At 67.5% G+C, this 25366-nt stretch carries 27 protein-coding genes; 8 read left to right on the plus strand and 19 right to left on the minus strand.

Annotated features, from left to right (window positions below):
- The 3 genes from B5Y19_RS10005 to B5Y19_RS10015 form a co-directional block, all read right to left on the minus strand.
- The gene (locus tag B5Y19_RS10005) at positions 1-288 is read right to left on the minus strand and encodes a DUF1330 domain-containing protein (RefSeq protein WP_079591405.1); all 288 of its coding nucleotides are present in this window, start codon (positions 286-288) and stop codon (positions 1-3) included.
- 37 nt (positions 289-325) lie between these two features.
- Complete coding sequence (gene pyrF, locus B5Y19_RS10010; protein WP_055730777.1) at positions 326-1033, minus strand: orotidine-5'-phosphate decarboxylase; 708 nt, start codon at positions 1031-1033, stop codon at positions 326-328.
- 71 nt (positions 1034-1104) lie between these two features.
- Positions 1105-1794 (minus strand): TetR/AcrR family transcriptional regulator, encoded by a 690-nt coding sequence (locus B5Y19_RS10015; protein ID WP_079591406.1) that lies wholly within the window; start codon positions 1792-1794, stop codon positions 1105-1107.
- 77 nt (positions 1795-1871) lie between these two features.
- Between B5Y19_RS10015 and B5Y19_RS10020 the strand changes: the two genes are divergently transcribed.
- Positions 1872-3080 (plus strand): efflux RND transporter periplasmic adaptor subunit, encoded by a 1209-nt coding sequence (locus B5Y19_RS10020; RefSeq protein WP_176168603.1) that lies wholly within the window; start codon positions 1872-1874, stop codon positions 3078-3080.
- A gap of 7 nt (positions 3081-3087) precedes the next feature.
- Positions 3088-6222, plus strand: a complete 3135-nt coding sequence (locus B5Y19_RS10025) for an efflux RND transporter permease subunit (protein ID WP_055730787.1) — start codon at positions 3088-3090, stop codon at positions 6220-6222.
- 55 nt (positions 6223-6277) lie between these two features.
- Here B5Y19_RS10025 and B5Y19_RS10030 read toward each other — a convergent pair whose 3' ends face one another.
- The 3 genes from B5Y19_RS10030 to epmA are packed head-to-tail and all read right to left on the minus strand — an operon-like array spanning position 6278 to position 9091.
- Positions 6278-6994 (minus strand): DsbA family oxidoreductase, encoded by a 717-nt coding sequence (locus tag B5Y19_RS10030; protein WP_055730774.1) that lies wholly within the window; start codon positions 6992-6994, stop codon positions 6278-6280.
- Positions 6963-8030 (minus strand): lysine-2,3-aminomutase-like protein, encoded by a 1068-nt coding sequence (locus tag B5Y19_RS10035; RefSeq protein WP_079591408.1) that lies wholly within the window; start codon positions 8028-8030, stop codon positions 6963-6965. Before B5Y19_RS10035 ends, B5Y19_RS10030 begins: the two co-directional genes overlap by 32 nt.
- Complete coding sequence (epmA, locus tag B5Y19_RS10040; protein WP_055730772.1) at positions 8027-9091, minus strand: EF-P lysine aminoacylase EpmA; 1065 nt, start codon at positions 9089-9091, stop codon at positions 8027-8029. The genes B5Y19_RS10035 and epmA overlap by 4 nt, the downstream gene beginning before the upstream one ends.
- Positions 9092-9269: 178 nt before the next feature.
- Between epmA and efp the strand changes: the two genes are divergently transcribed.
- The 3 genes from efp to B5Y19_RS10055 all read left to right on the plus strand — a co-directional run bounded on the left by efp (position 9270) and on the right by B5Y19_RS10055 (position 10935).
- A complete protein-coding gene (efp, locus tag B5Y19_RS10045) occupies positions 9270-9839 on the plus strand; it encodes an elongation factor P (protein ID WP_055730771.1) in 570 nt (189 codons plus the stop codon).
- A gap of 89 nt (positions 9840-9928) precedes the next feature.
- A complete protein-coding gene (locus B5Y19_RS10050; RefSeq protein ID WP_055730770.1) occupies positions 9929-10447 on the plus strand; it encodes a DUF1993 domain-containing protein in 519 nt (172 codons plus the stop codon).
- Between the two features lie 8 nt (positions 10448-10455).
- Positions 10456-10935 (plus strand): GNAT family N-acetyltransferase, encoded by a 480-nt coding sequence (locus tag B5Y19_RS10055; protein WP_079591409.1) that lies wholly within the window; start codon positions 10456-10458, stop codon positions 10933-10935.
- Between the two features lie 258 nt (positions 10936-11193).
- Here the strand turns inward: B5Y19_RS10055 and B5Y19_RS10060 are convergent, their stop codons facing one another.
- The 10 genes from B5Y19_RS10060 to B5Y19_RS10105 all read right to left on the minus strand — a co-directional run bounded on the left by B5Y19_RS10060 (position 11194) and on the right by B5Y19_RS10105 (position 20294).
- Positions 11194-11847, minus strand: a complete 654-nt coding sequence (locus B5Y19_RS10060) for an MBL fold metallo-hydrolase (protein ID WP_055730768.1) — start codon at positions 11845-11847, stop codon at positions 11194-11196.
- A gap of 145 nt (positions 11848-11992) precedes the next feature.
- On the minus strand, positions 11993-12322 hold the full coding sequence (locus tag B5Y19_RS10065) for a hypothetical protein (protein WP_055730767.1): 330 nt from the start codon (positions 12320-12322) through the stop codon (positions 11993-11995).
- The gene (locus B5Y19_RS10070) at positions 12319-13935 is read right to left on the minus strand and encodes a fumarate hydratase (RefSeq protein WP_079591410.1); all 1617 of its coding nucleotides are present in this window, start codon (positions 13933-13935) and stop codon (positions 12319-12321) included. The genes B5Y19_RS10065 and B5Y19_RS10070 overlap by 4 nt, the downstream gene beginning before the upstream one ends.
- Positions 13936-14180: 245 nt before the next feature.
- Positions 14181-14642: a PTS IIA-like nitrogen regulatory protein PtsN gene (ptsN, locus tag B5Y19_RS10075; RefSeq protein ID WP_055730765.1), complete on the minus strand. Its 462-nt coding sequence runs from the start codon at positions 14640-14642 to the stop codon at positions 14181-14183.
- A gap of 87 nt (positions 14643-14729) precedes the next feature.
- Positions 14730-15314 (minus strand): ribosome hibernation-promoting factor, HPF/YfiA family, encoded by a 585-nt coding sequence (gene hpf, locus B5Y19_RS10080; RefSeq protein ID WP_055730786.1) that lies wholly within the window; start codon positions 15312-15314, stop codon positions 14730-14732.
- Positions 15315-15443: 129 nt separating this feature from the next.
- A complete protein-coding gene (gene rpoN / locus B5Y19_RS10085; protein ID WP_079591411.1) occupies positions 15444-16973 on the minus strand; it encodes an RNA polymerase factor sigma-54 in 1530 nt (509 codons plus the stop codon).
- Positions 16974-17134: 161 nt separating this feature from the next.
- Entirely contained in the window at positions 17135-17992 is an 858-nt protein-coding gene (lptB, locus tag B5Y19_RS10090; RefSeq protein ID WP_055730764.1) for an LPS export ABC transporter ATP-binding protein, read from the minus strand.
- Between the two features lie 43 nt (positions 17993-18035).
- A complete protein-coding gene (locus B5Y19_RS10095; RefSeq protein WP_079591412.1) occupies positions 18036-18743 on the minus strand; it encodes an LptA/OstA family protein in 708 nt (235 codons plus the stop codon).
- A 1-nt stretch (position 18744) separates the two neighbouring features.
- Positions 18745-19521 (minus strand): LPS export ABC transporter periplasmic protein LptC, encoded by a 777-nt coding sequence (gene lptC, locus B5Y19_RS10100; protein WP_055730763.1) that lies wholly within the window; start codon positions 19519-19521, stop codon positions 18745-18747.
- A 158-nt stretch (positions 19522-19679) separates the two neighbouring features.
- Complete coding sequence (locus tag B5Y19_RS10105; protein WP_055730762.1) at positions 19680-20294, minus strand: ribonuclease D; 615 nt, start codon at positions 20292-20294, stop codon at positions 19680-19682.
- Positions 20295-20518: 224 nt separating this feature from the next.
- On the opposite strand from B5Y19_RS10105, the gene B5Y19_RS10110 reads away from it, so the two are divergent.
- The 3 genes from B5Y19_RS10110 (at position 20519) to B5Y19_RS10120 (ending at position 22834) form a co-directional block, all read left to right on the plus strand.
- Positions 20519-20944, plus strand: coding sequence for a DUF805 domain-containing protein (locus B5Y19_RS10110; protein ID WP_055730761.1), 426 nt, complete (start codon positions 20519-20521; stop codon positions 20942-20944).
- Between the two features lie 25 nt (positions 20945-20969).
- Positions 20970-22181: a succinyl-diaminopimelate desuccinylase gene (gene dapE, locus B5Y19_RS10115; protein ID WP_055730760.1), complete on the plus strand. Its 1212-nt coding sequence runs from the start codon at positions 20970-20972 to the stop codon at positions 22179-22181.
- A gap of 68 nt (positions 22182-22249) precedes the next feature.
- Complete coding sequence (locus tag B5Y19_RS10120; RefSeq protein WP_139384337.1) at positions 22250-22834, plus strand: hypothetical protein; 585 nt, start codon at positions 22250-22252, stop codon at positions 22832-22834.
- A gap of 64 nt (positions 22835-22898) precedes the next feature.
- On the opposite strand, the gene truA is transcribed toward B5Y19_RS10120, so the two are convergent.
- The 3 genes from truA to def all read right to left on the minus strand — a co-directional run bounded on the left by truA (position 22899) and on the right by def (position 25350).
- On the minus strand, positions 22899-23639 hold the full coding sequence (gene truA, locus B5Y19_RS10125; RefSeq protein WP_055730758.1) for a tRNA pseudouridine(38-40) synthase TruA: 741 nt from the start codon (positions 23637-23639) through the stop codon (positions 22899-22901).
- 53 nt (positions 23640-23692) lie between these two features.
- On the minus strand, positions 23693-24622 hold the full coding sequence (gene fmt, locus B5Y19_RS10130; RefSeq protein ID WP_055730757.1) for a methionyl-tRNA formyltransferase: 930 nt from the start codon (positions 24620-24622) through the stop codon (positions 23693-23695).
- Between the two features lie 188 nt (positions 24623-24810).
- Positions 24811-25350, minus strand: coding sequence for a peptide deformylase (gene def / locus B5Y19_RS10135; RefSeq protein WP_055730756.1), 540 nt, complete (start codon positions 25348-25350; stop codon positions 24811-24813).
- Positions 25351-25366 lie beyond the last annotated feature (16 nt).

A 25366-nucleotide genomic window follows, 5' to 3' on the forward strand; every position in this document is an offset into this window, starting at 1 on the left:
TCAGGCTCCCTCGACGGCGACGAGGTCGATCTCGCCGGCCCCCTCGCGGAGCTTGCGGGCCTCGGCATATTCAGGCGAGAACAGATAGGCCCGCGCCGAGGCGAAGTCGTTGAACTCGATGATGATGTTGCGGGCGCGGCCCTCGCCCTCGCCGACCGTCATCTGGCCGCCGCGCACGATCGGGGTGCCGCCATAGATCTTCATCACCTCGGAGGCCTTGGCGGCATAAGCGCCCCATTTGGTCGCGTAGGAGACCTTGGCGCGGCCGATGACATATCCCTTGGGCATGGCGTGATCCGTTGGCTGAATCGGTTTCGAGGCGAGCTTACGAAGCTGCGACGATCTCGTCCATGACCGCGCCCGCCGCCGCACGCGGGTCTGCCGCGCGGATGATGGGACGCCCGACCACGAGATGATCGGCGCCGACGCGGATCGCCTCGGCCGGGGTCAGCGTGCGCTTCTGGTCGCCGGCGGCGCTGCCCGAGGGACGGATGCCCGGCGTGACGATAAGCATGTCGGGCCCGATCACCTCACGCACGATCTCGGTCTCGGCGGCCGAGCAGACGATACCGTCGATTCCGGCCGTGCGGGCCTGCTCGGCGCGCAGGCGAACCAGATCGCGCACCGCCAGCCCATAGCCGGCATCGCGCAGGTCGCCATCGTCGTAGGAGGTCAGTGCCGTGACCGCGAGCAGCTTGAGCGCCGCATCGCCGCGTCCCTCGACGGCGCCGCGCATGGTCTGCGGATAGGCGTGGACGGTGAGGAAGGTGACGCCGAGCTTGGTCAGCGAGTCGACCCCCTCCGTCACCGTGTTGCCGATGTCGTGGAGCTTGAGGTCGAGGAAGACCTTCTTGCCTTCCGCGACGAGCTGGCGCGCGAGATCGAGGCCGCCGGCGAAGGCCAGGCGATAGCCGATCTTGTAGAAGGTGACGCCGTCGCCGAGCGTCGAGACAAGGCGATAGGCGTCCCACACGGTCGGCACGTCGAGGGCGACGATCAGGCGATCGCGGACATCGTTGAGCTTCTGCATCATCCACCGGCTCCCTGAGTTTCGAGGGAAGGCGCACGATTCGAAGCCGGATGCAAGCCGCAGCGCGCCGGCGCTCAGCTGCCGCGATCCGACGATGCGGCTTCGGTCGCGCACCCGCTCAGGAACACGTCGATGCACAGCCGCGCATGCCGCGCCCGCTCCTCGGCGCTCATCAGCGGGTCGCCGGGGAAGCGCTTGACCAGCACGGAAAGGACCATGTCCATCAGCATCCGCGCCAGCGCGCCGGTCGGAAAGTCGCGCAGCCTTCCACGGCGCTGCTGCCCGGCGAGCCAGGCCCCGAGCAATTGCCGCGCGGGCTCGGCTCCCTCGCGCACGATCGCCTCGCCGATTTCGCTGAAGCGGTCGGAATCGACCAGAGCGAGCCGGATGAAGGCAAGCCGTTCGGCAGCCTGCGCCGCTTCGTCGTCGAGACGGAAGATGGCGGCGAGCGCGTCTGCGAGCGGCAGATCCTCATCCTCGCGCCGGGGAAGCGCCAGCATCGAGCGCCGGTGATCGGCGACCATGGCGTGGAACAGATCGGTCTTGGCGGGAAAGAGCCGATAGAGGGTGCGCTTGGAGACGCCGCAGCGCGCCGCAACCTCGTCCATCCGGGTGCCGCCGTAACCGGCTTCGAGGAAGAGCTCGCGCGCCGCGACGACGATGCGCTGCCGCTCCTGCGCATCCGGACGGGCCTTCGGCCGGCCGCGCATCCGCACCGCTCCGGGCGAGCCGTCCTCATCGGGTCTTCGAGCCGTATTCGTCATGGTGCCGCATTCTTGAGTTTGACAGAGGGAGAAATCAAGCGATAAGAAACTCGCGAGTTTCCAAAATGAGAGCCAGAATGCCGCTCCTGCGCGCCAAGTCGTCGTCCCGCCTCGCCCTGCTGCTGCTCGCGGCAGCCGCGGCAGGATGCAATTCCGAGAAGGCGGCCGCCCCGCCGCCGCAGCAGACGCAAGTCAGCGTCGTGGTGCTGCATCCGCAGCCGGTCGCCATCACCGCCGAGCTGCCGGGCCGCGTCGCCGCCAATCTCGTGGCCGAGGTGCGCCCGCAGGTCGGCGGCATCATCAAGTCGCGGCTGTTCAAGGAAGGCAGCGAGGTCAAGGCCGGGGACCTGCTCTACGAGATCGAGCCGGCGCCCTACCAGGCCGCCTATGACAGCGCCGTCGCCGCCCAGCAGAAGGCGGAGGCGGCGGCCGTCAACGCCCGGCTCCGGGCCGAGCGCTATCGCGAGCTGCTGCAGCGCAATGCGGCGAGCCAGCAGGACACCGACGACGCCACCGCGACCCTGGCCCAGGCCAGGGCCGACGTCGCCGCGGCAAAGGCCAGCGTCGAGACGGCGCGAATCAACCTCGACTTCACCAAGGTGACGGCGCCGATCGGCGGCCGCGTCGACCGCTCGACACTGACGCCGGGCGCCCTGGTGACGGCGAACCAGGCGGTCGCCCTGACGACCATCCGCCAGCTCGAGCCGATCAATGTCGACGTCATCCAGTCGAGCACCAATCTGCTGAACTTCCGCCAGGCCGTCGCCGAAGGACGCCTGAAGCTTTCGGGCGGCAATGTCGCGGTCAAGCTCAAGCTCGACACCGGCGCGGACTATCCGCAGGCGGGCAAGATCGAGTTCGCCGAATCCACCATCGACGTGACGACCGGCACCTTCACGGTGCGGGCCGAGTTCCCCAATCCGGACCGCCTGCTGCTGCCGGGCATGTTCGTCCGCGCCGTGGTCGAGGAAGGCATCGCGCCGAACAGCTTCCTGCTGCCGCAGCGCGCGGTCACCCGCAATCCGAAGGGCGAGGCGACGGCGAAGTTCGTCCAGGCCGACGGCAAGGTCGAGCAACGCGTCCTGACGACGCGGCGCAGCATCGGCAACAACTGGCTGGTCGATACCGGCGTCAAGGACGGCGAGCGCGTGATCGTCGAAGGCGGGCAGCTCGTCCGCCCGGGCCAGACCGTCACCGCCGACGAGGTCAGCGTCGACGAGGCGACGGGCGAGCTCAAATCCGCGAACCGCAGGGCGCAAGCGCCCGGCAACACGGCGAAGAACTGACGCCATGATGTCCCGCTTCTTCATCGAACGGCCGATCTTCGCCTGGGTCGTCGCCATCGTCATCATGCTGGCCGGCGTGCTGGCGCTGCGCACGCTGCCGGTCTCGCAATATCCCCAGATCGCGCCGACGACGGTGCAGATCAGCGCCAACTATCCAGGCGCCGACGCGCAGACGGTCGAGAACTCGGTGACCAAGGTCATAGAGCAGGGCATGACCGGCCTCGACAACCTGCAGTACATGACGGCGAACTCGACCTCGACCGGCAACGCCTCGATTACGCTGACCTTCAACAGCCAGGCCGATCCCGACGTCGCGCAGATGCAGGTGCAGAACAAGCTGCAGCTCGTCACGCGCCAGCTCCCGGCAGTGGTGCAGAGCACCGGCATCTCGGTCGCCAAGGCCTCGACGGGCTTCCTGATGGTCGCCGCCTTCGTCTCGAAGGACGGGCGGATGTCGACCACCGACCTGGCCGACTATGTCGATTCCACGCTGAACGACACACTCAAGCGCGTCGAAGGCGTCGGCTCGACCCAGCTCTTCGGCGCCGGCTACGCCATGCGCATCTGGCTCGACCCGGACAAGCTGCGCAAATACGCCCTGATGCCGCTCGACGTGGCGGCGGCGATCGAGGCGCAGAACACCCAGGTCTCGGCCGGCCAGCTCGGCGGCTTGCCGCAGGTCAAGGGCCAGCAGCTCAACGCCACCGTCACGGCGGCCTCGCGCCTGCAGACGGTCTCGCAGTTCGAGAACATCATCCTGAAGAGCGGCCCCTCGGGCTCGATCGTCAGGCTGAACGACGTCGCCCGCGTCGAACTCGGCGCCAAGAGCTATGACACCGTCTCGCGCTACAATGGCCAGCCGACCACCGGCCTCGCCATCAGCCTGGCCACCGGCGCCAACGCGATCGACACGGCCGAGGCGGTGCAGGCGACGATCGAGCGGCTGAAGCAGACCCTGCCGGAAGGCGTCGAGGTCACCTACCCCTACGACACCACGCCCTTCGTCACGCTCTCGATCGAGAAGGTGGTCCACACGCTGTTCGAGGCGATCCTGCTCGTCTTCGTGGTGATGTACGTCTTCCTGCAGAACCTGCGCGCGACCTTCATTCCGATGCTCGCCGTGCCGGTCGTACTGCTCGGCACCTTCGGCGTGCTCGCCGTCGCCGGCTACTCGATCAACACGCTGACCATGTTCGCCATGGTGCTCGCCATCGGCCTCCTGGTCGACGACGCGATCGTTGTCGTCGAGAACGTCGAGCGCGTGATGCAGGAGGAGAAGCTCGGCCCCAAGGAAGCGACCATCAAGTCGATGGGCGAGATCACCGGCGCGCTGATCGGCATCGCGACCGTGCTTTCGGCCGTGTTCGTGCCGATGGCCTTCTTCGGCGGCTCGGTCGGCGTCATCTACCGGCAGTTCTCGATCACCATCGTGACGGCGATGATCCTGTCGGTCGTTGTCGCGCTCGTGCTGACCCCGGCGCTCTGTGCCACGATCCTCAAGCCGATCGGCGATCACGGCCCGCGCAAGGGCTTCTTCGGCTGGTTCAACCGCAATTTCGAACGCACCACCGAAGGTTATCGCGCCGGCGTCGCCGGCATGATCGCACGGCCCCTGCGCTTCCTGCTCGTCTTCCTGCTGATCGGCGGCGGCATGGCCGCGCTGTTCGCGCGGTTGCCGAGTTCCTTCCTGCCGGACGAGGACCAGGGCATCCTGCTGACCAGCGTCCAGCTCCCGGTCGGCGCCACGCAGGACCGCACGCTCAAAGTGCTCGACGAGGTGCAGAAGCACTATCTCGAGAAGGAAAAGGACCTCGTCGAGGGAGTGCTCACCGTCGCCGGCTTCGGCTTCGGCGGACAGGGGCAGAATGTCGGCCTCGCCTTCGTGCGGCTGAAGCCCTTCGCCGAACGGGTCGGCAAGGCTGCGACAGCGCAGGCCGTGGCGGGGCGCGCCATGGCGGCGTTCCGGTCGATCCGCGACGGCACGGTCTATGCGCTGGCCCCGCCGGCGATCCAGGGCTTCGGCAACACCGCCGGCTTCGACTTCTACCTGCAGGACATCGCCGGCGCCGGCCATTCGCGGCTGATGGAGGTGCGCAACCAGCTGCTGGGCCTCGCGGGGCAGAGCAAGCTGCTCACCGGCACCCGCCCCAACGGGCAGGAGGACACGCCTCAATACGCGGTCGAGATCGACCAGGAGAAGGCGAGTGCGCTCACCCTGCCGCTCGCCGCGATCAACAACACGCTGTCGACGGCCTGGGGTTCGGCCTATGTCAACGACTTCATCGACCGCGGCCGTGTGAAATCGGTCTATGTCCAGGCGGACGCGCCCTTCCGCATGCAGCCGGAGGATGTCGGCCGCTGGTATGTCCGCAACGGCAGCGGCGAGATGGTCCCGTTCTCGGCCTTCTCGACCGGGCGCTGGAGCTACGGCTCACCGCGGCTGGAGCGCTACAACGGCTCGGCTGCCGTCGAGATCCAGGGCGCGGCCGCGCCCGGCGCCTCCTCGGGCGCGGCGATGGACGAGATCGACCGGCTGATGACGCAGCTGCCTCCGGGGTTCGGCCATGAGTGGACGGGCCTGTCCTTCCAGGAGCGGCTCTCGGGCAGCCAGGCTGTGGCGCTCTACGCCCTCTCGATGCTCGTCGTCTTCCTGTGCCTGGCGGCGCTCTACGAGAGCTGGTCGATCCCCTTCGCGGTGATGCTCAGCGTGCCGATCGGCATCTTCGGGGCGCTGCTGGCTGCGACGCTCTTCGGCCAGACCAACGACGTCTACTTCAAGGTCGGATTGCTGACGACCATCGGACTCGCCGCCAAGAACGCGATCCTGATCGTCGAGTTCGCGATCGAGCAGGAAGCGCAGGGCAAGCCTCTCGTCCAGGCGACGCTGGAGGCGGCGCGTCAGCGCCTGCGGCCGATCCTGATGACCTCGCTCGCCTTCGTGCTCGGCGTCCTGCCGCTGGCGGTGGCGACCGGCGCTGGCTCGGGCAGCCAGAACGCGATCGGCATCGGCGTGATGGGCGGCATGATCTCGGCGACGGTACTCGGCGTCTTCTTCGTGCCGCTGCTCTACATCGCCGTCGTGCGGGTCGTCAGGCGCTGGCGCGGAGACGTGCGCCCGGCCACAGCGCCCGAAACGACCTGAGCGCAATCAGCGGGAGGCGCGACGCCGTGAAGGCACCGCGCCTCCCGCAGCGTCTTCAGAACTGCGGCATCTGCGGCTGCGGCTGATGCTGCGCCAGCACCTGCTGGAAGACCTGGGCCCAGACATCCGGCGGCTGCGCGCCCGAGACGGCGAGCTTGCCGTCGACGATGAAGAAGGGCACGCCGGTGACGCCGACCTCGCGAGCATGGTTCTCGAGCCCGATCACGGTCTCGCGCAATTCATCATTGGCGAGCTCGTCGCGGGCGGCCTGCTCGTCGAAGCCCTGCTCGACGGCGATCTGAACCAGCGTCTCGAGATCCCCGATATCGCGGCCGTCCTGCCAATAGGCCTTGAACAGGGCTGCGGTCATGTCGCCGCCGCGCTGCACCGTCGAGGCTGCGGCGACCAGCATATGGGCCATGCGGGTGTTGACGCTCTTCGTCACCTTCGCCCAGTTGAAGGTGACGCCGCTCTCCAGCGCCGCCTCGGACAGCCGAAGCTCGATTTCCTTGCGCTTGCCGGGGCCGAACTTCGTCTCGAGATACTGCGTTCGGTCCATGCCCTGCTCGGGCATCTCCGGGTTGAGCTCATAGGGCAGCCAGGTGATGGCGAAGCGCTCGGTCAGGCCATAGCGGTCCAGCGCCGTCTCGAGCCTCGTCTTGCCGATGAAGCACCAGGGGCAGGCGATGTCGGAGACGATCGCGAGCGGCAGCTTGTCCTGCATGTCGATGTCCTTCGTGTCAGGCCGGCGGGTAGAGGTGCTGCCCGCCATGCCGGTCTTCGGCAACCGCTTCCGCGCCGGGCATCTCGCAGCCTGACAGGAAAGAGGGGCCGACGGGAATCTTGCCGGCGCCGCCGGGGATGTCGAGGATATAGGTCGGCTGGCACAGCCCCGAAAGATGGCCGCGCAGGCGCTTGACCAGCGCCTGCCCCTCTTCCAGCGTCAGGCGGAAATGCGAGGTGCCGGGCGCCAGATCCGGATGGTGCAGGTAATAGGGCTTGATGCGGTTCTCGACGAAGGCGCGCATCAGGGCGCCGAGCGTCTCGACATCGGCATTGACGCCCTTGAGCAGCACGGACTGGCTCAGCAGCACATGGCCGGCATCGGCGAGCGCCGCGATCGCGGCGCGGGCCTCCGGCGTGAATTCGCGCGGATGGTTGGCGTGGATCGCGATGTAGCTCGCCTTGCCGGGGATGCGCAGCGCCTTCGCATAATCCGGCGTGATCCGGCCGGGATCGACCACCGGCACGCGGGTATGCCAGCGCGCGACCTTGATATGCGGGACGGCGGCGAGGCGCCTGGCGACCTCGCGGACGCGCCGGGCGGAGAGGATGAAGGGATCGCCGCCGGTCATGATCACCTCCCAGATCTCGGGACGGGAGGCGAGATAGGCGAGCGCGGCGTCGAGCTTGGCACCGGTCAGCGCATCGCCGCCGGGCCCGACCATCTCGCGGCGGAAGCAGAAGCGGCAATAGACCGGGCAGGCATGGACGAGCTTGAGCAAGGCGCGATCGGGATAGCGATGCACCACGCCCTCGACGGGCGAATGGGCGTCGTCGCCGATCGGATCGGCCAGTTCCTGCGGCAGCGTCACCAGCTCGGCCGCATCGGGGATGAACTGGCGCGCGACCGGGTCCGCCGGATCGGCGGGATCGATCAGCCCGGCAACGGCCGGCGTGACGGAAACGGCGTAGCGCTCCGCCACCTTCTGTAGCGCTTCCCGGCGCGCGGGCGCGGCGAGGCCGGCCTCGACGAGCGCGTCGATGCTGCGCAGCGGCTGGCCTCCAGGGGGCTGGTGAACGGTCATGAACTTCCCCTGCCCGGTTCCGCGACCGGCGTCCAGAGGACGTCCTCGATCCAGCGCGCGCCCACGCAGAGCATGACGAGCCGGTCGAAGCCAAGCGCGATGCCGGAAGCGGCCGGCATCAGCGCCAGCGCCGCGAGGAAATCCGCGTCGACAGGATAGCGCTCGCCATAGATGCGCTCCTTCTCGTCCATATCGGCCTCGAAACGGCGGCGCTGCTCGGCCGGGTCGGTGAGCTCGCCGAAGGCGTTGGCGAGCTCGACGCCGCAGGCATAGAGCTCGAAGCGTTCGGCCACGCGCGGATCGCCGGGCTTTGGCCGGGCGAGCGCAGCTTCGCTGATCGGATACTCGCAGAGGATCGTGGCGCGGCCACGGCCAAGATGCGGTTCGATGCGTTCCGACAGCACGCGGCTGAAGATGTCGGACCAGTTGTCGTCTTCGGCCAGCCGGATGCCAGCGGCGACGGCCTGCCCGGCCAGCGCCGCGCGATCCACCGTGCCTTCCGGTGAGACGGTCGAGAGCAGGTCGATACCGGCATGACGGGCGAAGGCGTCGTGCAGCGTCAGCCGCTCGGGATCGGCGAAGGGATCGGCCTCCGCATCGCGCCACCGGAGCGTCGTCGCACCGGCGACGCGAGCGGCCTCGGCCAGCAGCGCCGCGCAATCCTGCATCAGGACCTCGTAGTCCTCGCCCGCCCGATACCACTCCAGCATCGTGAACTCGGGATGGTGCAGCGCCGTGCGCTCCCGGTTGCGGAAGACGCGGGCGAAATCGAAGATGCGCGTCTCGCCCGCCGCCAGCAGCTTCTTGGCCGCGAATTCGGGCGAAGTGTGCAGGTAATAGGGGTGGCTTTCGGCGGCGTTGTCGATCAGCGTCGTGCCGAAGCCGTGCAGATGCGTCTCGTTGCCCGGCGAAAGCTGCAGGATCGCCGCCTCGACCTCGGTGAAGCCGCGCGCCTCGAACCAGCGCCGCAGCGCGGCCTTGATCCGGCCCCGTGCGAGAAGCGCCGGGCGGCGATCGGCATGGACGTCGGGCCGCCAGAACGGCGTCGGGGAGGAACTCATCGAATCTCGCGTCGAATGCGTCGGAAAGCTTTCGTTTCGCGCGCGAATGCGGTAGTTGCGCGGCGACAGAATTCGCATAGAGCATCGCGCGAAAAAGTGGGAACCGGTTTTTCGCGAGAGCGACGCTCTGAATTTTAGATTTGGCGCGGGAACGCCGCGCACCAGCAAGGACATTCACGTGGTCAAGGTCATCGCCTCTTCCGTCCGCAAGGGCAACGTCCTCGAAGTCGACGGGCATCTCTGCTCTGTGCTCTCGGCCGAGAGCTTCTTCCCGGGCAAGGGCACGCCGACGACGCAGATCGACATGCGCCGCATCGCCGACGGCGTGAAGGTCTCGCAGCGCTACAAGACGACCGAGCAGGTCGAGCGCGCCTATGTCGAGGATCGCGACTTCACCTATCTCTACCAGGACGGCGAGCAGTACGTCTTCATGAACCCGGAGAACTACGACCAGCTCCATGTCGACAAGGATGTGGTCGGCGATGCCGCCCCCTATCTCCTGGAAGGCATGAAGGTCTCGCTCTCCGTGTTCGACGACAAGGCCGTCGCGATCGAGCTGCCGCAGCGCGTCACGCTGGAGGTGGTCGAGACCGAGCCGGTGACCAAGGGCCAGACGGCCTCCTCGTCCTACAAGCCGGCGATCCTCTCCAACGGTGTGCGCAGCGCCGTGCCGCCGCATGTCGGCGTCGGCACCCGCATCGTCGTGATGACGGCCGACGGCTCCTATGTCGAGCGCGCGAAAGATTGATCTTTCCGCGCAGAGCGCCGCGGAAAAATCTCCTCTATAACTTTACGCAGCGGGCCCTTTCCGGGCCCGTTGTCGTTTCGAGGTTTCCCATGCCGCTCACAGTCCAGGCCGCCGCCCTTTCCGGCTTCGTTCAGACGCTCAAGGCGCTCGACGCCATTCTCGACAAGGCTTTGGAACAGGCCGAGACCCGCAAGATCCAGCCCGAGGTGCTGCTGACGGCGCGGCTCGCGCCCGACATGCTGGCCTTCACCCGCCAGATCCAGCTCTGCTGCGACTTCGCCAAGAACGCGGTAGCGCGCCTCTCGGGCGGCGAGAATCCGCGCTTCCCGGACGAGGAGAAGAGCTTCCCGGAGCTGAAAGATCGCATCGCCAAGACACTCGCCTTCGTGGCGGCCGCCGATGGCGCCGCCCTCGATGCCGGGCTTGCCCGCGAGGTCACCTTCCCGCGCGGCCCCTCGGCGACGGTGACGATGACGGGCGAGGCCTATCTCACCCGCTTCGCCATCCCGAACTTCTATTTCCACGCCACGACGGCCTACGACATCCTGCGCGAGAACGGCTTCCAGATCGGCAAGCAGGACTTCCTGCTGGGCGTCTTCGACGCCTGAGACGCCCCGTGCCGGCGACGCCGACGATCGCGATCGAACCCGCCTCTCCCCGGGATGCCGGGGAGATCGCGACGCTCTATCTCGCCTCGCGCGCCGCCGCCCTGCCCTATCTGCGCCGCTGCCACAGCGACGAGGCGGTGCGGAGCTGGATCGCGACCGTGATGCTGGCAACCGGCGAGACCTGGGTGGCGCGCGAGGCCGGGCGCATCCTCGGCTTTGCGACGCTGAACGGCGAGGAGCTCGACCAGCTCTATCTGTTGCCTGGGTATTTTCGCCGCGGCATCGGCACGCTGCTGCTCGCGAAGGCCAAGGAGCGCAGCCCCGAGCAGCTCAGCCTGTTCACCTTCCAGCGGAACACGGCCGCGCGGGCCTTCTACGAGCGCCACGGCTTCCGCCTCGTCGATCTCAACGACGGCAGGCGCAATGTTGAAGGCGAACCGGACGCGCTTTACGTGTGGCGCCAAACTTTTTCGACCGAGGGCTTGTAATCGGGAGAAGCCCTCCCCATCTTGGGTTCACGGCGATGTCGAGGGCGTTCCACAGCCCTCCAGCGCCCGTGAAGACGGCCATGAGCCGAACGTGTGACGCCGGATGTACGCGCACCGTTCCGCTGCATGGCCGTTGGCGTTTCTGGGGCCGAGCCCGTCATGGACGGGCTTGTCCCGACCATCCCCGCCTTCCTTCGCCGATAGCAGTGTTCAAGGCGTGGATGCTCGCCACAAGGGCGAGCATGACGGCGCAGTCTTTCAGCCCTGCAAGAACGGATTGTTCTGCCGCTCCTCGCCCAGCGTGCTCGCCGGGCCATGGCCGGGCAGGAACTGGACGTCGTCGCCAAGCGGCAGAAGCTTCGTCTTGATCCCCGAGATCAGCGCCTCGTGGTCGCCATAGGGGAAGTCGGTACGGCCGACGGAACCGGCGAAGACGGTGTCGCCGGCGAGCAGAAAGCGCAGATCCTTCTGGAAGAAGGTGACATGGCCCGGCGAATGGCCCGGCACATGCGCGACCTCGAAGGTCAGATCGCCCAGCGAGACCGTATCGCCATCCTTCAGCCAGCGCGTCGGCACCACGGCCTTCATGCCGGGGATGTCGAAGCGCAGCCCCTGCTCCGGCAGGGCATCGAGCAGCGGCTTGTCGCCCTGATGCGGCCCGATGATCGGGATCGACAGCGCCTCGGCCAGTTCGGTCGCGCCCCCGGCATGGTCGAGATGGCCGTGCGTCAGCCAGATCGCGACCGGGATGACGCCGAGTTCCTTGAGCGCGGCCTGCAGGCGCGGCACGTCGCCGCCGGGATCGACGATCGCCGCCTCGTTGCTCTTGGGCTCCCAGATGATCGAGCAGTTCTGCTGGAACGGCGTCACCGGCACAACGGCGATCTGGAGCGGCGGCTGTTGGTCGGTCATGGGAGGCCTTTCGATTATCTGAAACGGCTACTACCACGCCGTGGCGTCATTGCGAGCGCAGCGAAGCAATCCAGGGAGACTGGGAGGGTTCGCCCAGCCCCCTGGCTTGCTTCGTCGCTTCGCTCCTCGCAATGACGGATGCGCCTCAACGCCCGCCGCAGCGATTGGCGACGAGTGCGCGGTAGTTCACCAGCTCGGTGTCCATCTCCGCGACGTTGCGCTCGCGCTCCGCCCCGCTCTGGCAGGCGGCGAAGACCGAGCGGGCCTTCTGCAAATAGCCGACATGCTCGCGATAGGCGCGGCACTGCGTCGCCTGGTCGGCGCTTGCCACGGCGGCGAGCCTGGTCTGCTGACGGCGGAAGCCGGCCTCGTTCTGGAAGAGGTCGCGCGAGCAGGTCGCCGGCCGCTGCTGCTGGGCCAGGGCAGGGCCGGTCAGCAGTGCCGCGAGCAGCGCCAGGGTGAGCGCGCGCCTCATCCGAGATTCAGCTCCTTGAAGAAGTCGTTGCCCTTGTCGTCGATGACGATGAAGGCCGGGAAATCCTCGACCTCGATCCGCCAGACCGCTTCCATGCCGAGTTCCGGATATTCCAGAACCTCGACCTTCCGGATGCAATCCTGCGCCAGCCGCGCCGCCGGGCCGCCGATCGAGCCGAGATAGAAGCCGCTATGCTTGTTGCAGGCTTCCCGCACCGCGGCGGAGCGGTTGCCCTTGGCCAGCATCACCATCGAGCCGCCGAAGGACTGGAACTGGTCGACGAAGGAATCCATGCGGCCGGCAGTGGTCGGGCCGAATGAGCCGGAGGCGAAGCCCTCGGGGGTCTTGGCCGGGCCGGCGTAATAGACCGGGTGGTTCTTGAAATAGTCGGGCATGCCCTCGCCGCGCTCCAGGCGCTCGCGGATCTTGGCATGGGCGAGATCGCGGGCGACGATGATCGTGCCAGTCAGCGACAGGCGCGTCTTGACTGGGTGCTTCGAGAGCGTCGCGAGAATCTCGCTCATCGGCTGGTTGAGATCGATCTTGACCACGGCGCCGCCGAGCTTCGCCTCGTCGACATCCGGCAAATACTTCGACGGATCGGTCTCCAGCGCCTCGAGGAAGATGCCGTCCCTGGTGATCTTGCCCTTGGCCTGGCGGTCGGCCGAGCAGGAGACGCCCAGCCCGATCGGCAGCGAGGCGCCGTGGCGCGGCAGGCGGATGACACGGACGTCGTGGCAGAAATACTTGCCGCCGAACTGTGCGCCGACGCCGAGCGCCTGCGTCATCTTATGGACCTCCTCCTCCATCTCGAGATCGCGGAAGGCATGGCCCGAGGGCGAACCCTTGGTCGGCAGCGCGTCGAGATAGCGGGTCGAAGCGAGCTTCACCGTCTTGAGGTTCTGCTCGGCCGAGGTGCCGCCGATCACGATGGCGAGGTGATAGGGCGGACAGGCGGCGGTGCCGAGCGTCAGGATCTTCTCCTTCAGGAACGCCATCATGCGATCCTTGGTGAGAAGGGACGGCGTCGCCTGGTAGAGGAAGGTCTTGTTGGCCGAGCCGCCGCCCTTGCAGACGAAGAGGAACTTATAGGCGTCCTCGCCCTCGGCGTAGATGTCGATCTGCGCGGGCAGGTTGGTCGCGGTGTTCTTCTCCTCGAACATCGAGAGCGGCGCGAGCTGGGAATAGCGCAGGTTGCGCTTGAGATAGGCGTCGTGGACGCCCTCGCCCAAAGCCGCCTCGTCGTCGCCATCGGTCCAGACCTTGCGGCCCTTCTTGCCCATGACGATCGCGGTGCCGGTGTCCTGGCACATCGGCAGGACACCGCCGGCGGCGATATTGGCGTTCTTGAGCAGGTCATAGGCGACGAACTTGTCGTTCGAGGTCGCCTCGGGGTCGTCGAGGATCTTGGCCAGCTGGGCGAGATGCCCCGGACGCAGCAGATGGTTGATGTCGATGAAGGCCTGCTCGGAGAGCTGGCGGATCGCCTCGCGCGAGACGCTCAGGATCTCACGATCACCGATTTTCTCGACGCTGACACCTTCGCTGCCGAGCTTGCGGTAGGGCGTCTTGTCCTCGCCGAGCGGGAAGAGATCGACATGCGTATAGGCCATGATCAGCGGCTCCGGAGCAGGGTGCGCCGCGCTCGGCTCATGGCTGGCGCGACGCCGTTCTGGCCGGCGTCATAGCCGCTCGGGCGCTCGCGTCCAAGCAGTCTTTAATCCGTACAGACTGAGGGAGCAGGGAAGCACGCCTCCCCAACGACGTGATCCAGAAGGGTCGGGCAAAAACGTTGCACCCGTTTCCCTCTCTGGATTGCTTCGTCGCTTCGCGCCCCGCAATGGCGGGTTGCGCGTCTCTAGGCCGCCTGCGCGGCCGACTCGGCCAGGACGGCGTAGATCGCCGACGGATCGCGGATCTTCCGGACCTGCTCCAGCACCGACTGGTTGCGCAGGACGCGCGCGACCCGGGCCAGCGCCTTGAGATGATCCGCCCCCGCGCCTTCCGGCGCGATCAGCACGAAGATGATATCGACCGGCTGGCCATCGAGCGCGTCGAAATCGATCGGCTTCTCGGCGCGGGCGAACAGCCCGACCAGACGGTCGATGCCCGGCATGCGGCCGTGCGGGATCGCGATGCCATCGCCGATGCCGGTCGAGCCGAGGCGCTCTCGCTGAAGCAGCGCCTCGAAGATCTCGCGCTCGGGCAAGCCGGTCAGGGTGGCGGCGTGCAGAGCAAGCTCCTGCAGAGCCTGCTTCTTGCCATTGGCCCGTAGCGGCGAGATCACCGCTGCAGGGCTCAGGAGATCGGTTAGCGTCATTCGCCCGTCCATGCATGTCCCGTGCCGGCCACAACGCCGTCGGCACGGGTCAGGGTCGACGGCCTGAGCGGTTCGCCCGCCGGCCTCTCAGGACAACGATGCCGGCGGGTCGATCCAGCCGATATTGCCGTCGCGGCGGCGGTATACGATGTTCATGCGGCCATTGCCAGCATGACGGAAGACGATGACCGGCGCACCCGTCAGGTCGAGTTCGGCGACAGCGTCACCTACCGTCAGAACATGCAGGGATTTGGTGGTTTCGGCCACGATCACCGGGTTGTCGCCGGCCGAAACGCCGTCGAACTCCTCGATCTCGGCATCCGGAGCCGCGATCACATAGCTGGGGATTTCGATCCCCGCATCGCGGCCGTTGGCACCCGAGCGGTCCTTCAGCCGGCGCTTGTAGCGCCGCAGCCGCTTCTCGATGCGCTCGGCCATCTTGTCCAGGCTGGCATAGGCATCATGGGCGGTGGCGGAGGCTTCCAGCGTGATCCCGGAGGAGAGATGGATCACGGTGTCGGTACGGAAGGCCGTGCCGTCCTTGTCCACCGTGACATGGCCCTGATAGCCGCCCTCGTAATATTTGCTGACGGCCGCAGCGACCCGCTCCTCGGCCTGACCACGCAGGGCCTCGCCGACATCGAGATTCTTGCCGGAGATTCGCAAGCTCATGGACTGCTTCCCCTTGTTCGTCATGGCCAGTGCTCGGCCATCCCTAGGAGCTAAGAACCGGGAGTCGGGGATGTCAATGAGCGAGGCCGGTCATGGCCAGCATGCGCCAGGGCTTTGGAACAAATTCGCTCAGCGTTCGCTGCGCGCCATCGCGACTTTCTCCCGCCGCCGCTCCATCGAAGAGGGGATTCGCAGGGATTCGCGATATTTCGCCACAGTGCGCCGCGCGATGTCGATGCCACCGGCCTTGAGCTTCGTGACGATGGCATCGTCGGAAAGCACCGCGGAAGGGCTTTCCTCGTCGATCATCTGCTTGATGCGGAAGCGCACCGCTTCGGCGGAATGCGCCTCGCCATAGCCGGTCGCGGCGATCGCGGCCGAGAAGAAATACTTCATCTCGAAGACGCCGCGCGAGCAGGTCAGGTACTTGTTCGAGGTCACGCGCGAAACGGTCGATTCGTGCATGCCGATCGCGTCCGCGATGGTCTTCAGGTTGAGCGGGCGCAGATGCTCGATGCCATGCGCGAAGAAGCCATCCTGCTGACGCACGATCTCGCTCGCGACCTTCAGGATGGTGCGGGCCCGCTGCTCCAGCGAGCGGGTCAGCCAGTTCGCCGTCTGCAGGCATTCGGCGATGAAGGCCTTCTCCTCGTCGTTGCGGGCGGCCTTCGAAACGCGGGCGTGATAGGTCTGGTTGACGAGTAGGCGCGGCAGGGTGTCCGGGTTGAGGTCGATCAGCCAGGAGCCGTCCGGCGCTGCGCGGATGAAGACATCCGGCACCACCGTCTCCGCGGCCGAGCCGCCGAAACCGCGGCCGGGCTTGGGATCGAGCCGGCGGATCTCGCCGACCATATCGGCAATATCCTCGTCGTCGACGCCGCAGACGCGCTTCAGCGCCGCGAAATCGCGCTTGGCGACAAGATGGAGATTCGCCACCAGCGCCTGCATCGCCGGGTCGAAGCGGTCGCGGTCGCGCAGCTGGATCGCGAGGCATTCGGCGACGTCGCGGGCGGCGACGCCCGAGGGGTCGAAGCCCTGGACGATGCGCAGCACGGCCTCGACGCGCTCGACGCCGACCCCGAGACGCGCGGCGATCTCGGCGACAGGCTCGGCGAGATAGCCGCTGTCGTCGACCGCATCGATCAGGTGACGGCCGATGATGCGCTGCGCCGCGTCGCTGACGGCGAGGTCGAGCTGGGCGCTGAGATGGTCTTGCAGCGACAGATCTGCCGTCAGCCCGCTCTCGAAACCCTCCGGCCCGTCCTCGAAGGAGCCGCCACGCGAGCCATAGGCGCCGCCGATGATCGGCAGGCTGTCGGCGCCGTTGGCTTCGCTGCGCGCGGCGCTCGGCTGCTCGCTCTGGAAGACGTTGTCGAGCCCGGTCCCGAGCCGGCCTTCCATGCCCTCCTGGGTGTTCAGGCTCTCGGCGCGGGCGAAGCTCTCGGGATCTGCCGCGAGAGGACCGTCGCCGCCTTCGGGCCGCAGGGGCAGGTCCGGCCCGTCATCCCGCTCGAGCAGCGGATTGCGCTCGAGTTCGCCATCGACGAAATTCTGCAGTTCCAGATGAGAGAGCTGGAGCAGCTTGATCGCCTGCAGCAGTTGCGGCGTCATCACCAGGGACTGTCCCTGGCGCAGCTCCATGCGCGGCATCATCGCCATGCGCCGACGGCCCTTCTCACTGGCGCACCCAACGGCACGCTTCTTGCTTGAGAAGAGACCCTAGCGCCGGTGCATCGCCACGTCAAAGCCTCCGCCTCGTTCGAAGGCGCGATGATTGACGCATCGCAACATATCGTCGCGAAGGCGAAGACACCGACTGGCTAGAGGCGGAAATCCTCGCCGAGATAGACGCGGCGCACATCCGGATTGGCGATGATCTCGGCCGGCGACCCCTCGGTCAGCACCCGGCCGGAATGGATGATGTAGGCGCGGTCGACGAGGCCGAGCGTCTCGCGGACATTGTGGTCGGTGATCAGGACGCCGATGCCACGGTCGGTGAGCTGGCGCACCAGGGCCTGAATGTCGCCGACCGCGATGGGGTCGATGCCGGCGAAGGGCTCGTCGAGCAGGATGAAGGAGGGCTTGCCGGCGAGCGCTCGGGCGATCTCGCAGCGGCGACGCTCGCCGCCCGACAGCGCGATCGAAGGTGCCTTGCGCAGGCGGGAGATCGTGAACTCCTCGAGCAGCTGGTCGAGCTGGCGCTCGCGCGCCTTGCGATCGGGCTCGACCACCTCGAGCACGGCGCGGATATTGTCCTCGACCGAGAGGCCGCGGAAGATCGAGGCTTCCTGCGGCAGGTAGCCGATGCCGAGCCGCGCGCGCTGGTACATCGGCAGCGCGGTGATGTCGTTGCCCTCGAGCGAGATCACGCCGAAATCGGCCGCGACGAGCCCGGTGATCATGTAGAAGATCGTGGTCTTGCCGGCGCCGTTCGGGCCGAGCAGGCCGACGGCCTCCCCCTGGCGCAGATAAAGGCTGGCATCGGAGACGACGGCGCGCCCGCCATAGCTCTTGCGCAGATTGCTGACGGCGAGGATACCGGGACCGCCGATCAGCTCGGCCGTCGACGGCGCCCTCCGCGCCTGGCGGGCCTGCGGGCCGCGCCCGCCGAAAAGCCCGCGCAGGCGTCCGAACAGACCATTCTGCTGCGAGCCGGCAGCATCGGCACGGGCCGGCATGGCGGCGGGGCGGGGAGCTTCGGATACGGTCACTGCAGCACGATCAGTTGGTGGGCTTCGGCGCCGGCTTGCTCGCGTCCGTCTTGCTGGAGTCGGTCGAGTTCGGCACGAAGAACCCCTGCACGCGTCCGCCCTTGTTGGTCTCGACATTGGCGACGCCGGTGACCGTGTTGTAGGTCAGCTTCTCGCCGCGGGTGATGTTGGGGCCGTCGTTCAGCGCGACATTGCCGGTCATGATCACGACGTTGTTGGCCCGGTCGAACTCGGCATTGTCCGACGTCGCCGCCTGGGTCTTGGAGACGACCGTGACCGGCCCCTTGCAGAGGATGCGCTTGATCGAGCTGTCATTGCCCGCGCCCTGGCCATTGCCGGCGGCAGCGGGGGCCGGGGTCGCGGCACGGGCCGACGCGGCGCCGCCGCCCTGCCCGCCTCCGCGCCCCTCGTAGAGCACGGTCATCACCGAGCAGCGGACGGTCGTCTCGCCCTGGACGGCGACGACATTGCCGGTGAAGACCGCCTTGTTCTCCTTGTCGAGCACGTCGAGCTTGTCGGCGTCGATCTTGATGGGCTCCTTGCTGTCACCGCCGAGGCCACCGAGCGGCGACGAGGCATTGGCGCCGCGCCCCTTGCCCTGCGCCGGCTGCGCCCAGGCCTCCTGCGAGGCTCCCAGGACGACGAAGCCGGCCGCCAGCAGCATGGCGATGCCGGAGCAGCCCTTCACGAAGCGAAACGTCTGGCCTGCCGTGATCATGTCACTGTCTCTTCCCGTTGCCGGCGTCGCTTGCCGGTGCAGTGCCCTGCGGTGCAACCCGATCGGCCTTCAGCAGTTCCGGCATCGGCGTGCTGCCTTCGCGCTCGGGACCCGCGATCGTACCTGCCGGCGCGTTCTTGATGAAGACCCGCACCCGCCCCTCGAAGGCGATCAACTCGCCATTGTTCTTCACGTCAAGCGTGTTGGCATCCACCGTCGTCTCGCCGAGGTCAACCTTGACCGGCTCGCGGGAGACCACGGTGCCGGATTTGAAGTCGACATCGGCCGTCTTCATCCGCATGTCGTGGCCGTTCTCCGTGCGGATATGGACATCATCCACGAGCCGCAGCTTTTCCTTCTGCGTGTCGAACAGACCGGTCCGGGCATTGACGGTGACCCAGCCCTCGCGCTCCATCTGGATGCGCGCGGTCAGCGCCTGCAGCTCGACCTGCGTCGGGTTGCGGATTTCCTGGAAGGCGTTCTCCGCCGTGACCTGATAGGGCCGGTTGTCCTTGCGGTGACCGGAGAGCTTCGGCGTCTCCATCCTGACCTTGCCGCCGGTGATGCCGACCGAGCTGACCGAGACATTGGCCAGCTTGCCGCCGAGCGGGCTGAGGAAGGGGATCACCACCAGCGCCAGCACCAGGACCACCACGGCCACCGGAATCGCGCCGCGCAGGATCTGGACGAGACGGGTATGTCGCCGGGCAGCACCGAAGGCCGCGCGGCGACGCAGCGCCTGCGCGGACAGCCTACCGGCCGGATCATTGAAGGTCATTGCCACAGTCATGTCCCGCGCAATGGCAGCCGCTCACGGCATTTTCGTGTCGGGCAGGCGAATCGCATCGCGCCCCCGCGCGATCCGCCCTCTCGATGCCGACGGCGCGCCCCCACGTCTGTCCGCGCGCAGACAGACGCAAGAAGCCTTCGAAATTGTCAAGTGTGAGCGAAGATATCGTTCTCGGGCCAGCCGGCGAGGTCGAGCTCGGCACGGTAGGGCAGGAACTCGAAGCAGGCGCGGGCGAGATGGCTACGCCCCTCGCGCGCCAGCATCGCTTCCAGCTTCTCGTGCAGGGCATGGAGATGCAGCACGTCGGAAGCCGCATAGGCGAGCTGGGCCTCGCTCAGGCTGTCCGCGCCCCAGTCCGAGGATTGCTGCTGCTTCGAGAGTTCGACGCCGAGCAGTTCGCGGACCAGGTCCTTCAGCCCATGGCGATCAGTGTAGGTGCGGGCCAGCTTCGAAGCGATCTTGGTGCAGTAGACCGGGCTGGTCACGACGCCGAAGGCCTGGCGGAGCACCGCAATGTCGAAACGCGCGAAATGAAAGAGCTTCAGCACCGCGGGATCTTCCAGCAGGCGGATCAGGTTCTTGGGACGCTCGCCGCCCTGCGGGATCTGCACGACATCGGCCGTGCCGTCGCCGCGCGAAAGCTGCACCACGCAGAGCCGGTCGCGATGCGGGTTGAGGCCAAGCGTCTCGGTGTCGATCGCGACGCTGGACCCGGCCTCGTAGCCGTCAGGCAGATCGCCGCGATGAAAACGGATGGTCATGCTCGAAACCTCACTCGGGCCGCGCAGGGGCGCCCTTCAACGATACTCACTGCCGGTCGGACTGCGCCGGCGCGACGCTCCATCCGCAGCTAGCGGCCCGGAATGGGCCATTCAAGCCTTTTCTGAGTTGGCACAACCGCCCGGCCGCAGCGTTAACCTTTTATTCACCATAAGCTTCAATCTTGCGTTAAGACATGCGATCAAGCACCCAACGGAGCAGACGCATGTCCACGATCCGCCTCTTCTGCGATCTCGACGGCCGCATAGGCCTGCGCAGCTTCTGGATCGGCGGCGCCGCCGTCGCGCTCACGCTGTTCGCGCTGCAGAAGATCGTGCCGCATCTGACCACCCCTCAGATGGCGCGAACCATCGTCGCCTTCGCCAGCGCTTTCGCGCTGTTCCCCTGGGCGGCGCTGGCCGCCAAGCGCGCCACCGACCGCGGCAGCAGCCCGCTCTTCGGCATCCTGCTGATCTGCGCGATCGTCCTGCCCGAGCATCTGCGGCTCTACATGCCATTCGGCTGGCGGCCGTCGCTCGAAGCGATCGCGACGATCGCCTGGGTCATCGCCTTCATCGATCTCGGGCTGATGCCTTCGGCCAGACAGGACGAACCGGCAGAGCCGGCCACCGTGAAGCTCGGTTCCCGCTAGGGCGAAAGCACGCTAAAGCGGCGCCATGACCAACGATCCCGCCGCTTCCGCCCCTACCCTCGCCTTCGACCCCACCGACCCCGTCGCGCTGACGCAGGCGCTGGTGCGCCGTGCCTCCGTCACGCCGCAGGAAGGCGGAGCGCTCGCCCTGCTCGATAGCGTGCTCGCGGCCGAGGGCTACGAGGTCCATCGCCCCGTCTTCAGCGAGCCCGGCACGCCGGATGTCGAGAACCTCTATGCCCGCATCGGTAGCGAGGCCCCGGTCTTCGTCATTGCCGGGCATACCGACGTGGTTCCGGTCGGCGACGAGGCGGCCTGGACCCGCGCGCCCTTCGGCGGCACGATCGAGGACGGCGTGCTCTACGGGCGCGGCGCCTGCGACATGAAGGGCGGTGTCGCCGCCATGGTCGCGGCCGCGATCCGCTATCGCCGCGCGAATCCGGATGCGCCCGGCTCGATCGCCTTCCTGATCACCGGCGACGAGGAAGGACCGGCCGTCAACGGCACCGTGAAGCTGCTGGCCTGGGCGCATGAGCGCGGCGAGCGCTTCGACCACTGCATCCTCGGCGAGCCGACCAATCCGGCGGCGATGAGCGACATGGTCAAGATCGGCCGACGCGGCTCGCTGACCGGCAAGCTCACGGTCCAGGGCACGCAGGGCCATGTCGGCTATCCGCATCTCGCCGACAATCCGATCCGCGGCATGGTCCGGCTGCTGGCGGCGCTCGATGCGACGCCGCTCGACACCGGCACGGATCATTTCGACCCGAGCAATCTCGAGGTGACCACGCTCGACGTCGGCAATGCGGCGACGAACGTCATCCCGGCGCAGGCGAAAGCCGTCTTCAACATCCGCTTCAACGATGTCTGGACACCGGAGACGCTCGCGGCCGAGATCGAGCGGCGCCTGCGCGAGGCGGCCGGCAACACGGTGCGCTACGAGGTCGGCTTCCAGCCGACCAATGCCGTCGCCTTCCTGACGGAGCCCGGCCCCTTCGTGAACATGGTCGCGGACGCCGTCGCCGCCGAGACCGGCAAGCGGCCGGCGCTGTCGACGACCGGCGGGACCTCCGACGCCCGCTTCATCAAGAGCTATTGCCCGGTGGTCGAATACGGCGTCGTCGGCAAGACGATGCACCAGATCGACGAATGCGTCGCGGTCGCGGATCTCGTCGCGCTGGAGCGGATCACGCATCGTTTACTCGGCACTTATTTTGCAGCGCAGCATGGGGCTTGACGCGCCGGACCCATGGGGCATTATCTGCCTTAGACGAAAGTCTAAGAACGCAGATGATGGAGACCGTGATGAGGCTCGCTGCCGACGACGTCGCGCGCTCGCTGCGGGGTTCCTGGCACCTGATGACCCGCGGCACTGAAGCGCTTTCCGAACTCGACCTCAGCCGGGACGGGTTCTGGCGCTCCTACCTCGCTTTTGCGCTGATGCTGCCCGCGACGATCGCGATGCTCGCCGCGGCGCGCCTGATCGCCGGACTGCCGAACAGCGCGGGCCTCTTCACCGCCCCGACCCTGGTGATGGCGGTCGTCGGCGCGCTCTGCCTCGCCATCCTCGCGGTGCCTACCCTGCTGATCGCGCTGCGCCCCGCGCTCGCGCAGGCGCCACGCTTCACCAGCTTCGTCATCGCCTGGAACTGGGCCGGCATCGTCTCGGCCAGCCTGATGGCGGTCCCGGCCGCGGTCTTCGCGGTCGGCTGGTCGACGCCGACGCTCGCGCTCGTCCAGTCGGCCTTCTTCGCCGCGATCGTGCTCCGGCTGCGCTATTGCGTGGCGCGCGCCGCCTTCGGCCCGGAAGGGCCCGCCATCGCCCTGCCGCTGATCATCGCCAGCGTCGTGCTCGACTATGGCGTGATCCGGCTGTTCGGCCTGTTCTGAGCCGGCCGTTCCACGGCTGCGTCGGATATCTCCGAAAAGCACGCCCCGCTTTTCGGCGTGGTGCTCAGTAGTCCACGCCAGCGAGATAGAGCCCGCAAGACGGCGCCAGCGCGGCGCATTGCGCGCGATCGCGCGCCGCCAGGATCTGGCCGAGCTTCGCTTCCGGCCAGCGTCCGGCCCCGACCATCTTCAGGCTGCCGACGATCGAGCGGACCTGATGGTGCAGGAAGGAGCGGGCGTGGGTGTAGACCACGATCTCCGCGCCCTCGCGGCGAACATCGAGCCGGTCGAGCGTGCGGATCGGACTGTTGGCCTGGCATTCGGCGGCACGGAAGGTGGTGAAGTCGTGATGGCCGAGCAAAGCCTTGGCGGCACGGTCCATCGCCTCGTGGTCGAGCTTGACCGGGACATGCCAGACGCGGCCACGGTCGAGCGCCGGCGGCGCCCGCCGGTCGAGGATGCGGTAGATGTAGTAGCGGCGCTTCGCCGAGATGCGGGCGTCGAATTCATCCGGCACGATCTCGGCACCGAGCACGCTGACCGGGACCTGCGCCTTCAGCCGCGCATTGCTCGCGTCGCGCACCACATCGGTGCGCCATTCCCTGTCGAGATCGACATGGGCGACCTGATGAGTGGCGTGGACACCGGCATCGGTGCGGCCGGCGCAGTGCAGCCGCACGGGATGGCCGCAGAAGGCCTCGATCGCCTCCTCGACGCTCTGCTGCACCGAGGGGTCGCTCGCCTGGCGCTGCCAGCCCGAGAACGGCGTGCCGTCATATTCGATGACGAGCTTGTAGCGCGGCATCAGAGCCGGCCGCCGGAACGTAGGAAGCGGTTTTCGGACAACGGCCTGCTCCGCTAAAGCCTGTCGCCGGCCCCGAGCCGCGCGCCGCGCAGGAACTCGGCTCCGCTCATCGGCGCCTTGCCGGCGCGCTGGACCTGCAGCAGCTTCACCGCGCCGACGGCGCAGGCGACGGTGCCCTCGTCGTCGAGCAGCGTGCCGGGCTCGGCCGCCCCGCCGGCGCGCGCCGTGCGGAGGATCTTGAGCCGTTCCGGCCCCTTGCCGAGATCGATCTCGGCGAAAGCACCCGGAAAGGGCGAAAGGCCGCGCACGCGATCATGCACCTGCTGCGCCGGCAGCGACCAGCTCAGCTTCGCCTCGGCATTGGAGATCTTGGCGGCGTAGGTGACGCCCTCTTCCGGCTGCGGCGTGAAATGCAGGGCGCCGCGCCCGAGCGCTGCCAGCGCGCGCACCATCAGGTCGGCGCCCAGGAGGCTGAGCCCATCATGCAGCTCGCCCGCCGTCATGTCCGGGCCGATCGCGAGCGTCTCGACCATGCCGACCGGGCCGGTATCGAGCCCGGCCTCCATCTTCATCACGCAGACGCCGCTCTCGGCATCGCCGGCCATGATCGCGCGCTGGATCGGCGCCGCGCCGCGCCAGCGCGGCAGCAGCGAAGCATGGAGATTGAGGCAGCCGAGTTCCGGCAGGTCGAGGATCGCCTGCGGCAGGATCATGCCATAGGCGACGACGACGGCGACATCGGCCTGGTGCGAGGCGATGATCTCGGCCTGCTCCGGCGTCTTCAGCGTCGCGGGGGTGAAGACGGGAATACCGAAGCGCTCGGCCGCCTTGTGCACCGGCGAGGGCCTCAGATCGAGGCCGCGGCCGGCTTGCGCCGGGGCGCGGGTGTAGCAGGAGACCACTTCGTGCCCCTGCCCGACGATCTCGGTCAGCACCGGCACGGCAAAATCCGGCGTGCCCATGAAGATGACGCGCAAGCTCATATGCTCAATATTTCCTCAGCTCCGGCAGGGGTGCCGGACGGAATGAAGCAGCCCCCATCCTGAGGAGCGCTTCGTAGAAGCGCGTCTCGAAGGATGCTCCAAGAGAGTCCCGAGCCATCTGGACCATCCTTCGAGACGCGCTTCTACGAAGCGCTCCTCAGGATGAGGGCTCGGATCATGGATGTCGACTACGCCGCCCGCTCGCGCTTGGCCGCCTTGGCGAATTTCTTGGTCACCCGCTCGCGCTTCAGCCGCGAGAGGTGATCGATGAAAAGGATGCCGTCGAGATGGTCGATCTCGTGCTGCAGGCAGGTGGCGAGCAGGCCCTCGGCCGCGATCTCCTGCGTCTTGCCGTCGAGATCCATGTAGCGGACCTTCACCTCTGCCGGGCGCTCGACCTCCTCGTAATATTCGGGGATCGAGAGACAGCCTTCCTCATAGGCGCTGAACTCGTCCGAAGACCAGGTGACCTGCGGATTGATGAAGACCTGCGGCTTGCGCGGCTCCGGCTCCTCGCCCTCCTTCGCCTCCGGCTTCGACAGGTCGATCGTCACCACGCGCAGCGGCACCCCGATCTGGATCGCGGCGAGCCCGATGCCGGGCGCGTCGTACATCGTCTCGAACATGTCCTCGACCAGCGTCCTGACCTCGGGCGTGACGGCCTCCACCGGCTTCGAGACGAGGCGAAGCTGGGCGTCGGGCAGGATGACGAGCGGGCGAATGGCCATGATGTTCCGGAGGAAA

It is taken from the genome of Allobosea thiooxidans, assembly GCF_900168195.1.
Classification (GTDB): Bacteria; Pseudomonadota; Alphaproteobacteria; order Rhizobiales; family Beijerinckiaceae; genus Allobosea; species Allobosea thiooxidans.